Origin of the sequence: Stenotrophomonas sp. PE591, from assembly GCF_018320795.1 — a bacterium.
GTDB lineage: Bacteria > Pseudomonadota > Gammaproteobacteria > Xanthomonadales > Xanthomonadaceae > Stenotrophomonas > Stenotrophomonas maltophilia.
In genome coordinates, this window is sequence record NZ_JAAOKO010000002.1 from 81,986 (window position 1) to 99,787 (window position 17,802).

Here is a 17,802-nt window from a genome sequence, read left to right on the forward strand (position 1 = left end):
GGTGGTTTGGCCGCGTCTGCGGGTCGTCAAGGCCAGCGGGCGCGGTCGCATGAGGTGTGCTTGCAGATGGCCGCTGCGCTGCGGCACGCCTGCGGGCGACCGATCTGGGATAATGGGGATTCTTGTTTCCTCTGCTGCCGGACCCGGTCATGACCCAGAAGACGCTGCTCAACGATACCCACCGCGCCCTTGGCGCCAAGATGGTCGATTTCGGGGGTTGGGACATGCCCATCCACTACGGCTCGCAGCTGGACGAGCACCACCTGGTGCGTCGCGAGTCGGGTGTGTTCGACGTCAGCCACATGACCGTGGTCGACCTGCGCGGTGACCAGGTCAAGCCGTTCCTGCGCCGCCTGCTGGCCAACTCGGTCGACAAGCTGAAGGTGCCGGGCAAGGCGCTGTACTCGTGCATGCTGAATCCGCGCGGCGGCGTCATCGACGATCTGATCGTCTACTACCTGGGCGACGATTTCTTCCGCATGGTGGTCAACGCCTCCACCCGCGAAAAGGACCTGGCCTGGCTGCGCGAGCAGGCCGCGCCGTTCGGCGTCAGCGTCGAGCAGCGCCCGGACCTGGCCATCCTGGCCGTGCAGGGCCCGCAGGCGCGCGCGATCGTGATCGGCCTGGCCCGCGAATCCGAGCGCGAGGCGCTGACCAAGCTGGGCCGCTTCGCCGCCCTGCAGGTGCAGTCCGACGACGGCGTCGAGCTGTTCGTCGCCCGCACCGGTTACACCGGCGAAGACGGCTTCGAAATCCTGCTGCCGCAGGACGCGGTGGTCGCGTTCTGGAACCGCCTGCTGGCGGCGGGCGTGAAGCCGGCCGGTCTCGGCGCACGCGACACGTTGCGCCTGGAAGCCGGCATGAACCTGTACGGCCAGGACATGGACGAAGAGATCAGCCCGTACGAAGCGGCGCTGGCCTGGACGGTTTCGCTGGACGAAGGCCGCGACTTCATCGGTCGCGACGCGCTGGAAGCGCAGAAGGCTGCCGGCACAGCACGCCAGATGATCGGCCTGGTGATGGACGAGAAGGGCGTGCTGCGCCATGGCCAGACGGTGACCACCGCTGGCGGCCAGGGCGAGATCCTGTCCGGCACCTTCTCGCCGACCCTGGCCAAGGGCATCGCTTTTGCCCGCGTGCCCGCCGGTGAACTCGGCGAGGTCACCGTCGACATCCGCGGCCGGCAGGTGCCGGTGCGCGTGGTCAAGTTCCCGTTCGTGCGCGAAGGCCAAGCCCAGCCCGGCGTGCTCGCCGACGCCTGATCCGGACATGCCGGTCGTCACTGACAGCAGTGGCGGCCGGTTGGTTACACTAGCCCCGTTTTTTCCACCCCTGCATATCTCTGGAGCAGTCCCATGAGCGAGATCCCCGGCGACCTCAAGTTCCTCAAGTCCCATGAGTGGGCCCGTGTCGAAGGCAATGGCCGCGTCACCGTCGGTATTTCCGACCATGCCCAGGGCCTGCTGGGTGACCTGGTCTACGTCGAACTGCCGGAAGTCGGCGCCGACGCCAAGGCCGGCGAACAGATCGCCGTCGTCGAGTCGGTGAAGGCCGCCTCGGACGTCTACAGCCCGATCAGCGGCAAGGTTGTCGAGGTCAACTCGGCCCTGTCCGACAAGCCGGAAACCATCAACGAAGATGCCTACGGCGAAGGTTGGATGTTCGTGGTCGAACTGACCAACGCTGAAGAGGTCAACGAGCTGCTGGACCCGGACGCGTACGCCGAAGCCCTGGAGAACGACGACCACTGAGTCGTCGTTTCCGGGTTCTGCAACGGCCACCTTCGGGTGGCCGTTTTTGTTTTGGCGAGTACGTCGGCTCATGACGCAGGGTTCGCTGCGCGCCCTCGACGCGGCATCAGCAGACCCGCGAACGGTACCGAGGGGCGTGCGCAGTTTTGCGCAAATCCGCGTTTCCGCCCCGCGCCGACGCGTCCGGATGTGAAAACTTTTCGCCCCCCGTTGCGGTGCCGTTGTGCTGGCGCTGATGCCGGCGCCGGCCGGTGCCGGCGTTGCGTGCATGCAGTGGCTGCCAACATGCATGCATCTGCGCAGAGTGCCTATTTCAAGTGGTTTTTGTTCAACGCTTGCGTTGTTGTTGCTGCAGGCAACGCGCGTGCGTGGTGCTTCGTTGGTCGTCGAGGGCGGAGCGTCGCGACCGTGCAGGCAACACCGTGGATGGCGCGGATGTGAAAATTTTTCGCGGGGGTTGTTGACAGTAAAAAAAACCGTGATTAGGTTTCGCCTCAGCAGACCTTGCCTGCCAAACCGAGTGCGCAGAATCAATCGTCCGATGCGAAGCAGCCCCTTCAAGACCACCGCGACCCAGATGACGGTGGACATGGCCCCGCTTCCCCCGGAGAAATGCAAGGCACCTCCCGTTCCGATGCCCGCTCCGCCGATCGAGGCGGGCATTGCCGCATCCGTAACGGCGCGCTTGACGCGCCGGCGGTCCCCGCACGCAGCATCCGCGGGTTTGATCCACCTGGGCGTTTCAACTCCCTATCACTGACGAGGAGCCATCCCATGGCAACCAAGAAAGCTGCGAAGAAAAAGCCCGCCGCCAAGAAGGCGGTGAAGAAGGTCGCGAAGAAGGCCGCTGCCAAGAAGGCAGTGAAGAAGGTCGCGAAGAAGGCGACCGCCAAGAAGGCAGTGAAGAAGGCTGCGAAGAAGGTCGCCAAGAAGGCCACTGCGAAGAAGGCAGTGAAGAAGGCGGCGAAGAAGGTAGCCAAGAAGTCTCCTGCCAAGAAGACCGCGAAGAAGGCCGTCAAGAAGGTAGCCAAGAAGGCCACCAAGAAGACTGCCAAGAAGGCAACGGCCCGCAAGCCGGCCAAGAAGGTCGCGAAGAAGGCGACTGCCAAGAAGGCCGTCAAGAAGACCGCCAAGAAGGCAGTGAAGAAGACCGCGAAGAAGGCCACCAAGAAGGCTGCCCCGAAGAAGGCAGCGAAGAAGGTTGCCAAGCGCAAGCCGGCCGCCCGCAAGAAGAAGGCCGCTCCGGTCGCTCTGCCGGCAACCCCGGCGCCGCTGATCTAAGTACTTCCCGATAGCCGCATCCTGAAACCCCTTCCCTGGCTGCCCAGCGGGGAGGGGGTTTTTTTATGGGGCCATTGGTAGCGTCGAGCCATGCTCGACCGCCTTGCTGACGGTCGATGCTAGCGGTGCGGCGCCGGTGGAAAGCGCTCCACCAGGAAATCGATGAAGCTGCGCAGGCGGGTCGAGGGGTAGCGGTCGTGGGCGTAGACCACGTGCATCGGCCGCCCCGCGTGGCCGTGTTCGGGAAACAGCTGCACCAACCGCCCAGCCTCGACATCCGCGGCCAGAAGCAGTGCCGATTGCAGCACGATGCCCAGCCCATGCAGCGCCGCTGTACGCAGCGCTTCGCCGTTGTTGATCTGCAGTCGACCTGTGGGCACATGGCCGAGCCCGCCAGCATCGGCCTGCAGCCACTGCGCCAGCGCGCTGGGTTCGAAGGACAGGCATTGGTGCCGGGCAAGCGCCAGCAGGTCGGAGGGCGTACCGTGCCGGGCGAGGTATCCGGGCGAGGCGCACATCATCAAGCGATATGGTGCCAATGAACGCGCCACCAGCACGCTGCTGTCGGCCAGCGTGCCGATGCGCAGGGCTGCTTCGAAACCCTCCTCTGCGAGGTCGACCACGCGGTCGGTCAGCACCGCGTCGACACGCACGTCGGGGTAGCGCGCCATGTAATCGGCCAACGCCGGTACCAGCGCATGCGTGCCGAAGATCACCGGCACGCTGATGCGCAGCGTGCCTGCAGGTGCCAGGTGCTGGTACTGGGCCTGAGCATCGGTTTCCTCCACCAGCCGCAGGATCTCCCGGCAGCGGGCGTAGTAGTCCTCCCCGAACGGCGTCATGTGCTGGCGCCGGGTGGTACGACTGAGCAACTGCATGCCCAGCCGCGCCTCCAACGCACGCAGGTGCTTGCCGGCCATCGTCGGGGAGATGGCCAGTGCTGCCGCTGCAGCGCTGAGGCTGCCCTTGTCCACGATCAGCACGTACACCTGCATGCTTTCCAGCAGGTTCATCTGACACTCCGGGTGTTGAATGCTGAAACTTTTGCGGAGTTTATCAATCACGGGTGATCAAACAGCATGCACTGCAGGGGCCGGATCCACCGGCCGTGCTGAAAGGAGAACACGATGGATTTGAATCTTGAGGGACGCACAGCGCTGGTCACCGGGGCGGGCAGTGGCATCGGTGCCGCTGTCGCCAGGCAACTGGCCGCGCAGGGCGTACGTGTTGCCATCTCGTCACGGCGGCAGGCACCGCTGCAGGCGCTGGCGGCAGGGATCGAAGCGGCGGGCGCACCCGCGCCGATCATCCTGCTGGGCGATGTCACTGACGCCGGGGACGTGCGACGCATTGCTGACGCGTCGCTGGCGGCGTTGCAGCGGGTGGACATCCTGGTCAACGCGGCTGGCGGTTCGCGGCCAACGACGGTCGATGCAGCCGACACGATCTGGGAGGAGGCATTGGCGCTGAACTTCTCTGCCGCACGACGGCTGACCCAGGCACTGCTGCCGGCGATGCAGGCGCAGGGATGGGGGCGGGTGATCAACTTCAGCGGTTCGATGGAGCCCCGTTCGGTGAATGCCGCCACTGCGGCGAAGGCAGCGCTGCATCTGTGGAGCAAGGGGCTGTCGTCGGAGGTGGCCGGGCAGGGCATCACAGTGAATGCCATTGCGCCGGGTCGGATCAACAGCCCGCAGATCCTGGACCGCCTGCATCCCACCGAGGAAAGCCGACGCGCGTTCATCGCCAGTAACATCCCGATCGGGCGCTTCGGTGAGCCGGAAGAAGTGGCGCCGCTGGTGGCATTCCTCGCCTCGCCGCTGGCCGGTTACATCACCGGTGCGGTGATTCCGGTGGACGGCGGCATGCACTACTTCGCGCATTAGCCCTCCGTTTGTAGAGTCGAGCGCGGCTCGATTCCACAACAGCCAACAAAAAGGGCGGCCTGCAGGCCGCCCTTCATGCTCACGGTCGCGCCCGCCTGATCAGTGCGGCGACGCCACCGCGCGGTTGCTCGAAGCGCCCTTGCCCTTGCGCTTGTCCTGCTGCGCCGGGCTTGCACCTTCGGCCATCAGGTTGTCGCTGCCGAAGTCGGTGTCCACATCCAGCCAGCGCTGTGCCGGCAGGCCGAGCGCGGAATCGAGCACGGTCGGCAGCAGGCCGCTGGGCAGGCCGCTCTCGCCATTCCACATGATGGCGATGCCGAGATCGCGTTCCGGCACCAGCGCGACCAGGCCGCGGTAGCCCTGTACGGCACCGGCATGGAACACCACGTCGTGGCCGGCGTAGTCGAAGGTGCGCCAGCCCAGCGCGTAGCCGGCCGAGTGCAGGCGCTCGCGGCGCCAGCCCGAACGCATCTCGCCGGGGGTGTTGATCAGGCTCGAATGCAGGGTGGCCAGCAGCGGTGCCGGCAGCACATCGGGGCGATGGCCGGTGTGCGCCAGCAGCCACTGCGCCATGTCGCTGGCGCTGGCGTTGACGCCAGCCGCCGGGGCAACACGGTAGTAGGTCGGCTTCGGTGTCAGCGACACCCAGCCGTTGCGGCTGCGCACGTGCGGACGCGCCCAGCGCGAGCTGGCCTGGATGCCGGCCAGGCCGAGGCTGGCATCGTTCATGCCCAACGGCTTGAAGATGCGGCGCTCGACCGACTGCTCGTAGAAGCTGCCGGAGGCGGCATAGACGACGTCGCCGATCAGGCTGAAGGCCACGTTCTGGTAGGCGTAGCAGTCGCCCGGCAGGCACTTCAGGCTGGTGTTGGCCAGCTTCTGGGTCAGCGCGTAGTACTCGGCGTTGCCTTCGATGTCGCGGTCGTAGGCGTTGTAGGGCAGGCCGACGCGGTGGCTGAGCACATCGGCCACGGTCAGGCGGTCGGTGGCTTCGGGCGAGTTGAGGCGGAAGCCCGGCACGTAGTCGGTGACCTTGCTGTCCCAGCGCAGCGTGCCGTCGTTGACCAGCAGTCCGGCCATGGTGCCGGCGAAGGCCTTGGACAGCGACGCCAGGCGGAACACGGTGTGGGCGTCGACCGGCAGCGGATTGTTGACGTCAGTGACGCCATAGCCGCGCGCGCTGAGGATGCGGCCGCCCTGCACGATGGCCACGGCCATGCCCGGCACGCGCTCGCCATAGGTGAGCTGCTGCGCCATCGATTCGATATTGGCGACGTTGAAGCCTGCGGCGGGCGCCTGCACCTGCGGCACCAGCCCGGTACGGTAGGCCGCCGGCTGGGTGTGGGCAACGGCGGTGGCCGCAGCGGACTCGATGTTGGCCGGCATCGGCGGCAACGGCGGCGGGGTCTGCGCGGTGGTGGACAAGGCAACAGGCATCAACATGCCCAGCAAACCGGTGGCCGCCGAACGGATCGGACGACGCAGGCTGTTCTTTTTCATCGGTGGGACCCGTGCGCGACTGCTGATGGCGATTCTAGCGCCGCTTTTCCTCTGTGCACAAACAAAGCGAAGATGAATGCGCATCTCGTTGAAAAAGTTGGGATTTTGACGCCTCGAAAGTGTGTATCGGAACGTGTCATCCGGACCCGGTCATGACACCGCGTTGCGGCCTTCAAACGGCTACCTGCTGGCGATGTTGCAGTGCATTGGATAACGTACGCGCTTCACCGCCCCGGAGCCTGCCATGCCGCTGTCCAACCGCCGTCATCTGGCGAGGGACGCCGCGTGAGCGCGGTACGAGGGAAAGGCCCGCTGCAGGGGCTGATGGCGGCACTGCGCGAGTCCCCGGCGCTGTGGTGGTCGTTCCTGTACTTCTTCTGCCTGCTCAGCGGCTACTACGTGCTGCGTCCGGTGCGTGAAGCCATGGCCGCCTCGGCGGACCTGGAAACGGTGTTCCCGCCCGTGCTGATTGCCTGGTTCGCCAGTCACGGCGTCGCGCTGAAGGACTTCGTCCTGCAGTTCCTGTTCTCCTGCGTGTTCGTGATCATGCTGGTGCTGCAGCCGGTGTACGGCTGGCTGGTCAGCCGCTTCCCGCGACGGGTGTTCCTGCCGGCGGTGTATGGGTTCTTCATCGTGACCCTGCTTGGCTTCTACATGATGTTCGACAGCGGCGTGCCTGGCCGCGGCATGGCTTTCTTCTTCTGGATCACCGTCTTCAACCTGTTCGCGGTGGCGGTGTTCTGGAGTTTCATGGCCGACGTGTTCTCCAACGCGCAGGCGCGGGCGTACTACGGCTACATCGGCGCGGCGGGCACCGTCGGCGCGTTCCTTGGTCCGGTCATCACCAGTGCGCTGGTGCAGCGTGTGGGCATCGCCAACCTGATGCTGGTGTCGGCCGGTTTCCTGGCGATCTGCTTGTTCTGCATCTGGCGCCTGCGGCACTGGGCGGTGCTGCGCGAGCAGGAGCAGCAGTTGGTATCGGGTGAGAAGCCGATGGGCGGCAGCGTGCTGGATGGCCTGAAACTGATCGTGCGCGAGCCGTTGCTGCGCTGGCTGGCGATCATGGTGGTGTTCGGCGTGGGCGTGGGGACGCTGCTCTACAACCAGCAGGCTGCGATCGTGCGTGCGGCGTTCACTGACCCGGCGGCCAGTACCGCGTTCTTCTCGCGCATCGACCTGGCGGTGAACGCGCTGGCGCTGCTGATGCAGGTGGGCCTGACCCGCTGGCTGCTGTCGCGCCACGGCATCGCGCCGGCGCTGCTGATTCCCGGTTTCGCGATCCTGATCGGCTTCTCGGTGCTGGCAGCCTCGCCGATGCCGTTGATGGTCGCGGTGGTGCAGGTGATGACCCGCGCCAGCGAATTCGCACTGGCCAAGCCGGCGCGCGAGACCATCTACACGCGCGTGGACCGGCAGTGGCGCTACAAGGCCGGCGCAGCGATCGACACGGTGGTGTACCGCGGCGCGGACCTGGGCTTCACCTGGATCCACAAGGCGCTGACCCTGTTCGGTTCGCATGTGGTGTTCATCGGCGGCGTGCTGGTGGCCGGCTTCATGACCCTGGCTGCGTTCGGCGTGCTGCGCGAAGAAAAGAAGCTGCCGCGTGATCGATAGAGCGCCGATTGATGCTTGAAGGCCGTGCAACTATAGGCTCATGCAGGGTTGTTGATTGTCTGGTTTCGGGGAGAGTGGGATGATCAAGGGGAGCGCGAAGGACCACGTTCCGGACGAGGCTCAGTTGGAAGCATGGGTGTTTTCGGTACTGGAGCTGGTCAGCCAGCTACGAAATGGGAACCTGGAGAGAACGCTCTTCGCCAACGCCCTTGATGAGGAGGAGGATGTCGGAGGATGGCTCAAGGGCAACCTCGGGCTGATGAACTTCTCGGCGCGTGGATTTGGCGGTCGGCTCATCTTTCCGCACGTTATCGGCCCCAGCTCCCGAGCGTTGGCGAGGGTGGTCGATGCAGCCCGACGCGATCTGGAATTTGATGTTCTTACCCGCACCACACACGGAAAGTTGAACGTCCTTCGCCGCAGCAATGACCTGAAGCCAGACGCCTGGTTGAGTGCTGTTCCCCAACTCACCGCGGGGCGGTTGAAAGGCGGGTCTCGAGCCGGCAGGGGAGGTCAGAAGAGGCGGCAGGGCCCTGGCGGAGGCGAGGAGCAACTCCGTCATGCCGATCAGTGTGCAGGGTACCCGCACAAGCGATCGGTCTACCACGACTCGGAGTTCCTGCTGCTCAACTACTTTGATCTGGCACTTCGGCGGCTCTACCGGTTCTCCCATTGGAGGCGGATGGAGGGGGTGTTGTATCTTTTTACGGAGCGACGCCCTTGCAGTGATTGCTGCCATGTCATCATCCAATTGCTGCGTCGCTATCGCAGGATCCAGTTGGTGATCGTGCGGGCAACAGGAGGGCGCGGCTCTGACGAGAACATGCTGGAACGGTTGTCGCAGCATCCAAGGGTTCATCTGCGGAAGGTGGTGGTCCAGCCAGTAGGTGTGGAACTCTCCTCGCCATTATCCGTCGTGGAGACGGGGCCATTGGCGCTTCCGTACCCTGATGGGACACCGCGTAGAGGTTGGTCGCCCAAGGGTGCAGAAATGCGGCGTTGACCATCACCATCACCATCTGGAGGCTGGATTTGATATGCAAGTGATCGCCCTGTTGCTGACCGTGCTGGTCGCTGTGCTGCACCTGTACTTCCTGGTGCTTGAAATGTTCCTGTGGACCCGCCCGCTGGGCCTGAAGACCTTCCGTAACACACCACAGAAGGCGGAGGTCACCCGAGTGCTGGCGGCCAACCAGGGCCTCTACAACGGCTTCCTGGCGGCGGGCATCGTGGTGGGGCTGGTGATCGATCAGCCGGTGCTGGTGACGTTCTCGCTGGCCTGCGTGGTGGTGGCCGGGTGCTATGGCGCCTACAGCGTGAGCCGCCGCATTTTCATGATCCAGGCGGTACCTGCGATCCTGGCGCTGGTGTTGCGAGCGTTCTGAAGTCGGTGCGTGCTGGCAGGCGTCGCCGCTCAGCGGCTGATGGCGCGCATGAAGCCCAGCCACATCGGCACGGCATGCAGTGCCGCACCCAGCACGAACAGGCCCGTCAGCAGGTGTACGCGCCAGTCGTTGATGCGCAGGAAGACGAATTGTTCAAGTGCGCGGCCCACCCAGAACACCGCCATGAAGCCCAGCAGGACCACCCCCAGACGAGTGTCGACCAGGTCCGGGGCAAAGATCAGCGCGATCAGCCCCATTCCCAGGAACACATAGATCACGCGCAGATTGAGGATCTGCATGATCGCGCGGTTGGCTGTGCCGAGCTGGGCGAGCTCGCGTTTCCAGCCGAACAGCCGCCAGAACGCCAGATGGAAGGCGGCAAACCCCAGACTGTGAATGCCTGCCAGGCGCACCAGTAGTTCTGTGGTTGTCATGGTTGATCAGCCTGTGCGCGGAGGGCGCGGCGATACCCACATTGCGATGGTCGCATGGAACACCTCGGTCCCTGCCGCATCGGTCACGCTGACCCCCACCGGCAGGTCGTAGCCGTCCGCAGCACTGACGATGGACAACATTGGCGTCGCCACGGCCTTCAACGTGCCCAAGGCCTTGGCTTGGTATTTCACTTCCATGCCCTTGGGGATCCAACGCATGTCTGCCGGCAGGCTGGCGTCTACCATCACTCCGCCGACCAGCTCGGCCAGGTTGCACATCGCGATCGCATGTACCGTGCCAATGTGGTTGTTGATGCGGCGGTGCTGGCGGATCACGCCTTCGCAGCGGCCTGGCTCCAGTGCGGTGATGATGGGCGCGATGCTGGCGAAGTAGGGCGCCTTGAAGCACACCGCGCGCGAGAACAACCAGTTGCCGGCGGGCCAGCGCTGCAGGCGGTGGTAGAGCGAGAGCAGGGGCGTGGACATGAGGGGCATTCCTGTCGGCGGATAAAGCGACGGCGGGCCAAGGCCCGCCGTCGAGGCAACGCGTTTCGCGGGCGATCAGGCGGCCTGCGAATGCGGATCCTTGTGCTGGCGGTCGTAGTAGCTGGCCGCGCGCAGTTCGTGGGTGTCGAAGTCGTCCACGGTGATCGTATCCAGAGTCAGCGTGCGCAGCTCTTCCAGCAGGCTGCGCTCGTCCTGGGTGATCACGCCCTCGGCCACGGCTTCGTCCAGCTGGCTCTTGAAGTCCAGCGCCTCGATGCCCTTGCTCTTCAGCGCCTTCAGGAACTTGCGCTCCACCGGCTCGGCCATGATCGCCTTGCTCAGGTAGCTGTTGATGCGGCCACCCGGGTTGTTCTCGCACGGGGTCAGGAACACGCCACTGGCCAGGCGGTCGCGGGCTTCGTTCGGCGCCATCAGCAGGGCGGCGACGCGGCGGCTCAGGCGGTCGCCCGGGGCCTCGGCACGACGGCCCAGCGGGAAGATCAGCGCCCACATCAGCCAGCCGATCGGACGGATCGGGAAGTTGCGCAGGGCCGCAGACAGCGATTCCTCGATCTTGTGCACGCTGTCATGGAAGGCCCAGGCCAGCAGCGGCTGGTCGGCCTGCGGTGCGCCTTCATCGTGGTAGCGCTTGAGCATGGCGCTGGTCATGTAGACGTGGCTCAGCACATCACCCAGGCGGCCGGACAGCGATTCCTTGAACTTCAGCTTGCCGCCGAGGGTCATCATCGAGATGTCGGCCATCAGCGCCAGGTTGGCCGAGTAACGGTCCAGCTTGCGGAAGTAGCGGCGGGTGTAGGCGTCACCCGGGGCGGCACCGAAGCGTGCCCCGGTCAGGCCGAACCAGAACGAGCGCACGGCATTGGAGATGCCGAAGCGGATGTGGCCGAACAGGCTGCGGTCGAAGTCCTGCAGGCCGGCACGGGTATCCGGATCCTGCGCGGCCTTCATTTCCTTCAGCACCCACGGGTGGCAGAGGATCGCACCCTGGCCGAAGATCAGCAGGCTGCGGGTCATGATGTTGGCGCCTTCCACGGTGATCGCGATCGGCGCGGCCTGCCAGCTGCGGCCGGCGAAGTTGCGCGGCCCCAGGATGATGCCCTTGCCGCCGATCACGTCCATCATGTCCGAGATCACTTCGCGGCTCATGGTGGTGCAGTGGTACTTGGCGATGGCCGACGGTACCGACGGCACGTCACCACGGTCGACTGCAGCAGCGGTGGCCTGCGACAGCGCGCTGATCTTGTACGCCTTGCCGCCGATGCGGGCCAGCGCTTCTTCCACGCCTTCGAAGCGGCCGACCGACAGGCCGAACTGCTTGCGGATGCGTGCATAGGCGCCGGTCACGGCGGCACCGGCCTTGGCACCGCCGCTGGCGGTGGACGGCAGGGTGATCGAGCGGCCCACGGCCAGGCACTCGTTGAGCATGTTCCAGCCCTTGCCGGCCATGGCCGCGCCACCGATCAGCTGGGTCAGCGGAATGAACACGTCCTTGCCGCGGATCGGGCCGTTCTGGAACGTCGAGTTCAGCGGGAAGTGGCGACGGCCGATTTCAACGCCGGCGGTGTCGCGCGGCAGCAGGCCCAGGGTGATGCCGATGTCGCGGGTGTCGCCGATCAGGCCATCCGGGTCGTACATGCGGAAGGCCAGGCCGATCAGCGAAGCGACCGGGGCCAGGGTGATGTAACGCTTGTCGAAGGTCAGCTTGACGCCGAGCACCTGCTCGCCGTTCCACTCGCCCCTGCAGACGATGCCGTAGTCCGGAATCGAGGTGGCGTCGGAGCCGGCGAACGGACCGGTCAGGCCGAAGCAGGGCACTTCGCGGCCATCGGCCAGGCGTGGCAGGTACTGGTCCTTCTGTTCCTGGGTGCCGTAATGCACCAGCAGTTCACCCGGGCCCAGCGAGTTGGGCACACCGACGGTGGAGCTGACCACCGAGGACACCGAGGCCAGCTTCTGGATCACCTTGTGGTGGGCCAGCGCAGAGAAGCCCAGGCCGCCATATTCCTTCGGGATGATCATGCCGAAGAACTTGTTCTTCTTGATGAAGGCCCACAGCTCCGGCGGCAGGTCAGCGTGGACGTGGGTGATTTCCCAGTCGTTGACCATCGTGCACAGCTCTTCGACCGGGCCATCGAGGAAGGCCTGTTCTTCGGCGGTCAGCTGCGGCTTGGGGTAATTGAGCAGGATGTTCCAGTCCGGATCACCGGTGAACAGTTCGCCCTCGAAGCCAACCGAGCCGGTTTCCAGCGCGATGCGCTCGGTCTGCGACAGCGGCGGCAGCACCTTGCGGAACACCTTCATCATCGGGCCGGTGAGCAGCGGCTTGCGGATGAACGGCAGCAGCAGCGGCACGGCGATGACGGCCAATACGGCGGCAGCCACGATCGTGGCGGTCTGGTTGACGTAGGGAATGAACCAGCAGGCCACCAGCAGGGCCACGCTGATCAGCGTCCAGGTAACCAGCCGCATGCGGTGGTAGGCGACGAACGCGCCTGCCAGCAGCAGGGCGAGGAAGGGAAGAACGATGCTCATGAGCGTGCTCCGGTGACGTGCTCGTTTGTGGCGGACGAAGCTGCAGCATCCGCTGCGGGCAACACGTCCAGATAGTCCAACACAGTAGCGGTAAAGGCGTCGTTGTCATCGCCGGCGACCATGTGCGTGGCCTGCGGCAGCTGTACATGACGCGCGTGCGGCGCCAACGCCAGGAATTCGGCCACGGTCTGTGGCGTGACCAGGTCGCTTCGGCCGCCGCTGACCAGCAGCAGCGGGCACTTCACCTGGCGTGCGGCCTCGGCCAGCGCATCCTGGTGCTGCTCGCTGTCGCGGGCCAGTTCAGCCACCAGGCGCGGGTCCCAATGCCAACGCCAGCGGCCGTGGCCGTCCTCGCGCAGCAGTGCGCGCAGCGACTGCTCGGATTTGCGCGGACGGTGCGGCATGTAGGCCGAGATCACATCGGCGGCCTGGGTGAGCGAGGCAAAGCCGTCGGGATGGGCGGTCATGAAGGCCAGGATGCGTTCAACACCGGCGGTATCCCAACGCGGGGTGATGTCCACCAGCACCATCGCCGAGAACAGGCCCGGCCAGCGCGATTCGGCCAGCAGGCCGAACAGGCCGCCCATCGAGGCTGCGACCAGCACCGGCGGGCGTGGCTGTTCCCCGGCCAGCACGATCAGGTCATCAGCGAACTGCTCGCCGTGATAGGGCAGTTCGGCAGAATTCCAGTCCGAATCGCCGTGGCCACGGGCGTCGTAGGCCAGCGTCTGCAGCCCCGCCGCAGACAGGGCCCGCGCGGTGGCGTTCCATGCGTGCCGGGTCTGGCCGAAGCCATGCGCGAACAACACGCGGCCACGGCGGCCGTGGTCGCTGGCGGTTGCGGCCAGGCGTGCGCCATGGGCGGCCTCCAGGCGAAGATCATGGAACGCAGCGGGAGTAGGGGACGTAACCATACTTGCTAGTATGGATCGCTTGCGAGGGAAGTCAATACTGCACGGTATGGTGCGCTGCGGCAGGTGCCCAGGCAGGCGTCGCGACGGTTTCGGCCGCAACCGCGTACTGCAACGAACCCCGGCGTATGGTTAAATCAGCCCATGAATCAACCTGACGCTTCCGCCGGCGAACCGCGCGCCGGCCGCAACAGCCGCCTGAGTGCCGAAGACTGGGCCCAGGCCGCTCTCGATCTGATTGCTGAACAAGGTGTGGGTGCCGTCGCGGTGGAACCGTTGGCGCGGCGCCTGGGTGTGACCAAGGGCAGTTTCTACTGGCACTTCCCCTCGCGTGATGCACTGCTGCAGGCGGCGCTGGAACGCTGGGAACTGTTCGAACAGGAACAGGTGTTCGGCAGCCTGGAGGACGTGCCGGATCCGCGCGTGCGCCTGCGCCAGCTGTTCCAGATGGTGGCGCACGAAGTGCAGCCGCACATCATCTACAGCGAACTGCTGAAGGCGCTGGACCACCCGATGGTGCGCCCGGTGATCGACCGCGTTTCGCAGCGCCGGCTCGACTACCTGGTTGCTTCGTTCCGCCAGGCCGGGCTCAGCTCCACCGATGCACGGCATCGCGCGCGCCTGGCCTATGCCGCCTACGTCGGCTTCCTGCAGCTGTCGCTGCAGCTGCAGCAACCCAAGCAGGCCCGCGAGGATTTCGAGGCCTATGTCGAGCATCTGATCGAGACGCTCATTCCCAGCTGAATGGGAGAATGCCGCCCTGCAAGTGCCGAATGCGCCTTGCAGGCGACCTCAATGCGCCAACGTATGTCGTGGTGAGGCTGGTTTCACGCGATTTGGGCATTTTCTTAACGACTCTTTAATTCCAGATCAAGTGTGGCTACTATCGGGTCACCAGCCGTTTTTTGTGCCTCCCTTTTGGGGCACGTCGGTTGGACTCAGCACACAACCCAAGATCCATGGAGAGAGAGCCCATGAAGTTGAACAGCAACAAGCTGCGCGATGCAGTGTGCGTTGCGCTGGCCGCCAGCGCCGCATCCGTTGCCGGTACCGGGGTGGCGTCTGCCCAGACCGCCACCAACCTGGACCGCATCGAAGTCACCGGTTCGCGCATCCGTACCGTCGACGTCGAAACCGCCCAGCCGGTCCTGACCCTCAACCGCGCTGACATCGAGAAGCAGGGCTTCTCGTCGGTCGCTGACATCCTGCAGAACATCAGCGCCGTGGGTACGCCGCCGATCAGCCGTGCCCAGCCGCTGTCCTCGGGCGAAGCCGTCGGCGGCACCTACATCAGCCTGCGTGACCTGGGCGCCACCCGCACCCTGGTGCTGCTCAACGGCAAGCGCCTGGGCATCACCACCGGTGGCCTGCAGGACATCTCGACCGTGCCGGTCTCGGCCATCGAGCGCATCGAAGTGCTGAAGGACGGCGCTTCGTCGATCTACGGTTCCGATGCCATCGCCGGCGTCATCAACATCATCACCCGTACCAACTTCGAAGGCGCCACCGGTAGCGTCTACTACGGCCAGTACAGTGAAGGCGACGGTGCCACCCGCACCATGGACTTCACCATGGGCGTGAAGGGTGAGCGCGGTTCGCTGACCATCGGTGCCGAGTACGCCAAGGAAGACAAGGTGCGGGCGGCCGATCGTCCGTACGGTGCGTTCCCGCGCAGCTCCAACCACCCGGACTTCGGTTGGACCACCGTGGGTGAGTTCGGCGGTTTCGTCAGCCGTCCGGCCGATGGCCTGCCGGGCGTCACCTATCCGGCCGCCAGCGCATCCAACCCGAACCGCGAAGTGCGCGTGATCCTGCGTGAGGGTGGCAACGCGAACAACAAGGCCGACTACGTCGCGCAGAACGTCAACAGCTTCTCCACCAAGGACAAGACCAACACCAACCTGCAGACCGACCTGCGTACCCCGCAGGAACGCCGTGCAGTGTTCGTCGATGGCATCTACGACCTGACCGACAACGTGCGCCTGCGCACCAACATGCTGTACAGCTTCCGCGATTCGAACCGCCAGATCGCCGGCTACCCGTACGGCGCACTGGCCTTCGGTTCGCCGATTTCGGCCAGCAGTGTGTTCAATCCGCTGGGTGCTGACATCGCCAACTGGTGGCGTCGTACTTCGGAAGTGCCGCGCAACACCCGCGCCGAGCTGACCACCTTCCGCTTCAGCGGCGGCCTGGAAGGCAGCTTCGAGTTCTCCGACCGCCTGTTCGACTGGGATGTCGGCTACCTGTACAACAACAACAAGCTGGTCCAGACCAGCACCGGCGACCTCAACCTGACCGCGCTGCGTGCGGCGGTGGGTCCGTCCTTCATCAACAGCAGCGGCGTGGCGCAGTGCGGTACCGTGGCCAACCCGATCGGGCTGAACCAGTGCGTGCCGTACAACCCGTTCCTGCATGCCGGCATCCAGAGCAACGGTGCCAACGGCGCATTGACCGGCAACACCGCCCTGCAGAACCTGCTGTTCCCGTCCGCGCACTCCACCGCCGAGACCACCACCAAGGTCGTCACCGCCAACCTGGCTGGCAGCCTGTTCACCCTGCCTGCCGGCGACCTGGGCTTCGCCGTGGGTGTCGAGCACCGCAAGGAAACCGGCAGCTTCAGCCCGGACGCGCTGGTGCAGTCGGGCAACACCTCCGGCCTGGCCAACTTCCCCACCGGTGGTGGCTACAAGGTTGACGAAGTCTATGCCGAGTTCAACGTGCCGATCCTGGCCGACCTGCCGGGCGCCCGCGAGCTGAGCCTCAACGCGGCCACCCGCCATTCGGACTACGACACCTTCGGCACCACACTGAACAGCAAGTTCGGCTTCAAGTGGAAGCCGATCGACTCGCTGCTCATCCGCGGTACCTGGGCGGAAGGCTTCCGTGCCCCGACCATCGCCGACCTGTACAGCGGCGGTTCGCAGTCGTTCGACTTCTTCACCGATCCGTGCGATTCGGTCTACGGTGCGGCGCGCACCAATCCTGCGGTGCGTGCCCGTTGCGCCGCCGCACTGCCGGCCGGCGTAAATGCAGCCAACTTCCGCCAGCAGCAGCAGGGCTTCACTCCGACCACCGCTGCATCGTCGCAGACCCCGCTGGCCTTCGTCTCCGGCTCCAACGACCAGCTGACCCCGGAAACCTCGACGTCCAAGACCCTGGGCTTCGTCTGGAGCCCGGGTTTCATCCAGAACTTCAACATGTCGCTGGACTGGTGGGAAATCCGCGTCGAGAACACCATCATCTCGGACACGGCCAACCTGATCCTCAACGACTGCTACATCAACGACATCGCGGCACGCTGCTCGGCGTTCACGCGTGACCCGGTGACCGGCATCGTCAACAACCTCAAGCGCACCGGCATCAACGCCGGTTACCGCGAGGTGGAAGGCTTCGACCTGGATGTCAGCTACCGCCTGCCGACCGATCGTTTCGGCAACTTCAGCGCGCAGTGGACCAGCACCTACACCTCGCGTGATGACCTGGTCACCACCAAGAACCCGGTCACCCACCCGAATCCCCGCACCGGCGTGGGCTGGGCGGGCGGCGCCTTCCGCGTGCGTTCGAACCTGAACCTGGGTTGGGAAATGGGTGACTTCGGCGCCAGCTGGACCGTCCGTTACTTCTCCGGCATGAAGGAATCGTGCCTGAGCGCCGTGACGTTCCCGGAAGAGTGCAACCTGCCGAACTACGCTTCGCCGAACAACCAGGGCGTGGCGGTGGGCAGCGCGACCAACCAGCGTGGCGCGACCGTGTTCAACGACGTCCAGCTGCGCTGGAACGCACCGTGGAATGCGACCGTGGCCGTGGGTGCCAACAACGTGTTCGGCCGCGTGGGCCCGACCATGTACAGCCAGCCGAGCGCGAACGTCTCCTACTACGGTGGCTTCGACATCGGTCGCTTCCTGTACATGAAGTACACCCAGCGCTTCTGATCGCGGCGTAATATGTACGTGTGACATGGCCACGCCCCGAAAGGGGCGTGGCTTTTTTCATGGGGCAGC

15 protein-coding genes are annotated in these 17,802 nt (G+C 65.2%); 9 read left to right on the plus strand and 6 right to left on the minus strand.

Translation table 11 applies throughout. The annotated features are described in order from the left end of the window. The first annotated feature begins 149 nt into the window (after window positions 1-149). From gcvT to JLDANKMP_RS05580, 3 genes are all read left to right on the plus strand, one after another. A complete protein-coding gene (gene gcvT / locus JLDANKMP_RS05570) occupies window positions 150-1,262 on the plus strand; it encodes a glycine cleavage system aminomethyltransferase GcvT (RefSeq protein ID WP_212560703.1) in 1,113 nt (370 codons plus the stop codon). Window positions 1,263-1,355: 93 nt separating this feature from the next. Beyond that, window positions 1,356-1,751, plus strand: a complete 396-nt coding sequence (gene gcvH, locus JLDANKMP_RS05575; RefSeq protein WP_005410701.1) for a glycine cleavage system protein GcvH — start codon at window positions 1,356-1,358, stop codon at window positions 1,749-1,751. A 774-nt stretch (window positions 1,752-2,525) separates the two neighbouring features. Beyond that, window positions 2,526-3,032 (plus strand): hypothetical protein, encoded by a 507-nt coding sequence (locus JLDANKMP_RS05580; protein WP_005410700.1) that lies wholly within the window; start codon window positions 2,526-2,528, stop codon window positions 3,030-3,032. Between the two features lie 119 nt (window positions 3,033-3,151). On the opposite strand, the gene JLDANKMP_RS05585 is transcribed toward JLDANKMP_RS05580, so the two are convergent. Continuing rightward, window positions 3,152-4,045, minus strand: a complete 894-nt coding sequence (locus tag JLDANKMP_RS05585) for a LysR substrate-binding domain-containing protein (RefSeq protein ID WP_212560704.1) — start codon at window positions 4,043-4,045, stop codon at window positions 3,152-3,154. 114 nt (window positions 4,046-4,159) lie between these two features. Between JLDANKMP_RS05585 and JLDANKMP_RS05590 the strand changes: the two genes are divergently transcribed. Continuing rightward, window positions 4,160-4,918, plus strand: coding sequence for an SDR family oxidoreductase (locus tag JLDANKMP_RS05590; RefSeq protein ID WP_012481034.1), 759 nt, complete (start codon window positions 4,160-4,162; stop codon window positions 4,916-4,918). A gap of 99 nt (window positions 4,919-5,017) precedes the next feature. On the opposite strand, the gene JLDANKMP_RS05595 is transcribed toward JLDANKMP_RS05590, so the two are convergent. Then, complete coding sequence (locus JLDANKMP_RS05595) at window positions 5,018-6,418, minus strand: serine hydrolase domain-containing protein (RefSeq protein WP_212560705.1); 1,401 nt, start codon at window positions 6,416-6,418, stop codon at window positions 5,018-5,020. A gap of 324 nt (window positions 6,419-6,742) precedes the next feature. Between JLDANKMP_RS05595 and JLDANKMP_RS05600 the strand changes: the two genes are divergently transcribed. From JLDANKMP_RS05600 to JLDANKMP_RS05610, 3 genes are all read left to right on the plus strand, one after another. Next, window positions 6,743-8,032 (plus strand): MFS transporter, encoded by a 1,290-nt coding sequence (locus tag JLDANKMP_RS05600; protein ID WP_212560990.1) that lies wholly within the window; start codon window positions 6,743-6,745, stop codon window positions 8,030-8,032. 79 nt (window positions 8,033-8,111) lie between these two features. Next, on the plus strand, window positions 8,112-9,035 hold the full coding sequence (locus JLDANKMP_RS05605; protein ID WP_212560706.1) for a hypothetical protein: 924 nt from the start codon (window positions 8,112-8,114) through the stop codon (window positions 9,033-9,035). A gap of 34 nt (window positions 9,036-9,069) precedes the next feature. After that, window positions 9,070-9,417, plus strand: a complete 348-nt coding sequence (locus tag JLDANKMP_RS05610) for a DUF1304 domain-containing protein (protein ID WP_099562609.1) — start codon at window positions 9,070-9,072, stop codon at window positions 9,415-9,417. A gap of 29 nt (window positions 9,418-9,446) precedes the next feature. Here the strand turns inward: JLDANKMP_RS05610 and JLDANKMP_RS05615 are convergent, their stop codons facing one another. The 4 genes from JLDANKMP_RS05615 to JLDANKMP_RS05630 form a co-directional block, all read right to left on the minus strand. Then, the gene (locus JLDANKMP_RS05615) at window positions 9,447-9,830 is read right to left on the minus strand and encodes a hypothetical protein (RefSeq protein WP_232289652.1); all 384 of its coding nucleotides are present in this window, start codon (window positions 9,828-9,830) and stop codon (window positions 9,447-9,449) included. A 27-nt stretch (window positions 9,831-9,857) separates the two neighbouring features. Then, window positions 9,858-10,337 carry a hotdog fold domain-containing protein gene (locus JLDANKMP_RS05620; protein WP_014038166.1) on the minus strand — a complete coding sequence of 160 codons (480 nt, stop codon included), beginning with the start codon at window positions 10,335-10,337 and terminating at the stop codon, window positions 9,858-9,860. Between the two features lie 75 nt (window positions 10,338-10,412). After that, window positions 10,413-12,890 (minus strand): acyl-CoA dehydrogenase, encoded by a 2,478-nt coding sequence (locus JLDANKMP_RS05625; RefSeq protein ID WP_005410692.1) that lies wholly within the window; start codon window positions 12,888-12,890, stop codon window positions 10,413-10,415. Then, window positions 12,887-13,804 (minus strand): alpha/beta hydrolase, encoded by a 918-nt coding sequence (locus JLDANKMP_RS05630; RefSeq protein WP_005410691.1) that lies wholly within the window; start codon window positions 13,802-13,804, stop codon window positions 12,887-12,889. The genes JLDANKMP_RS05625 and JLDANKMP_RS05630 overlap by 4 nt, the downstream gene beginning before the upstream one ends. Window positions 13,805-13,945: 141 nt before the next feature. Between JLDANKMP_RS05630 and JLDANKMP_RS05635 the strand changes: the two genes are divergently transcribed. Beyond that, complete coding sequence (locus tag JLDANKMP_RS05635; protein ID WP_005410690.1) at window positions 13,946-14,545, plus strand: TetR/AcrR family transcriptional regulator; 600 nt, start codon at window positions 13,946-13,948, stop codon at window positions 14,543-14,545. Window positions 14,546-14,775: 230 nt separating this feature from the next. Then, a complete protein-coding gene (locus JLDANKMP_RS05640; protein ID WP_049395373.1) occupies window positions 14,776-17,733 on the plus strand; it encodes a TonB-dependent receptor in 2,958 nt (985 codons plus the stop codon). Window positions 17,734-17,802 lie beyond the last annotated feature (69 nt).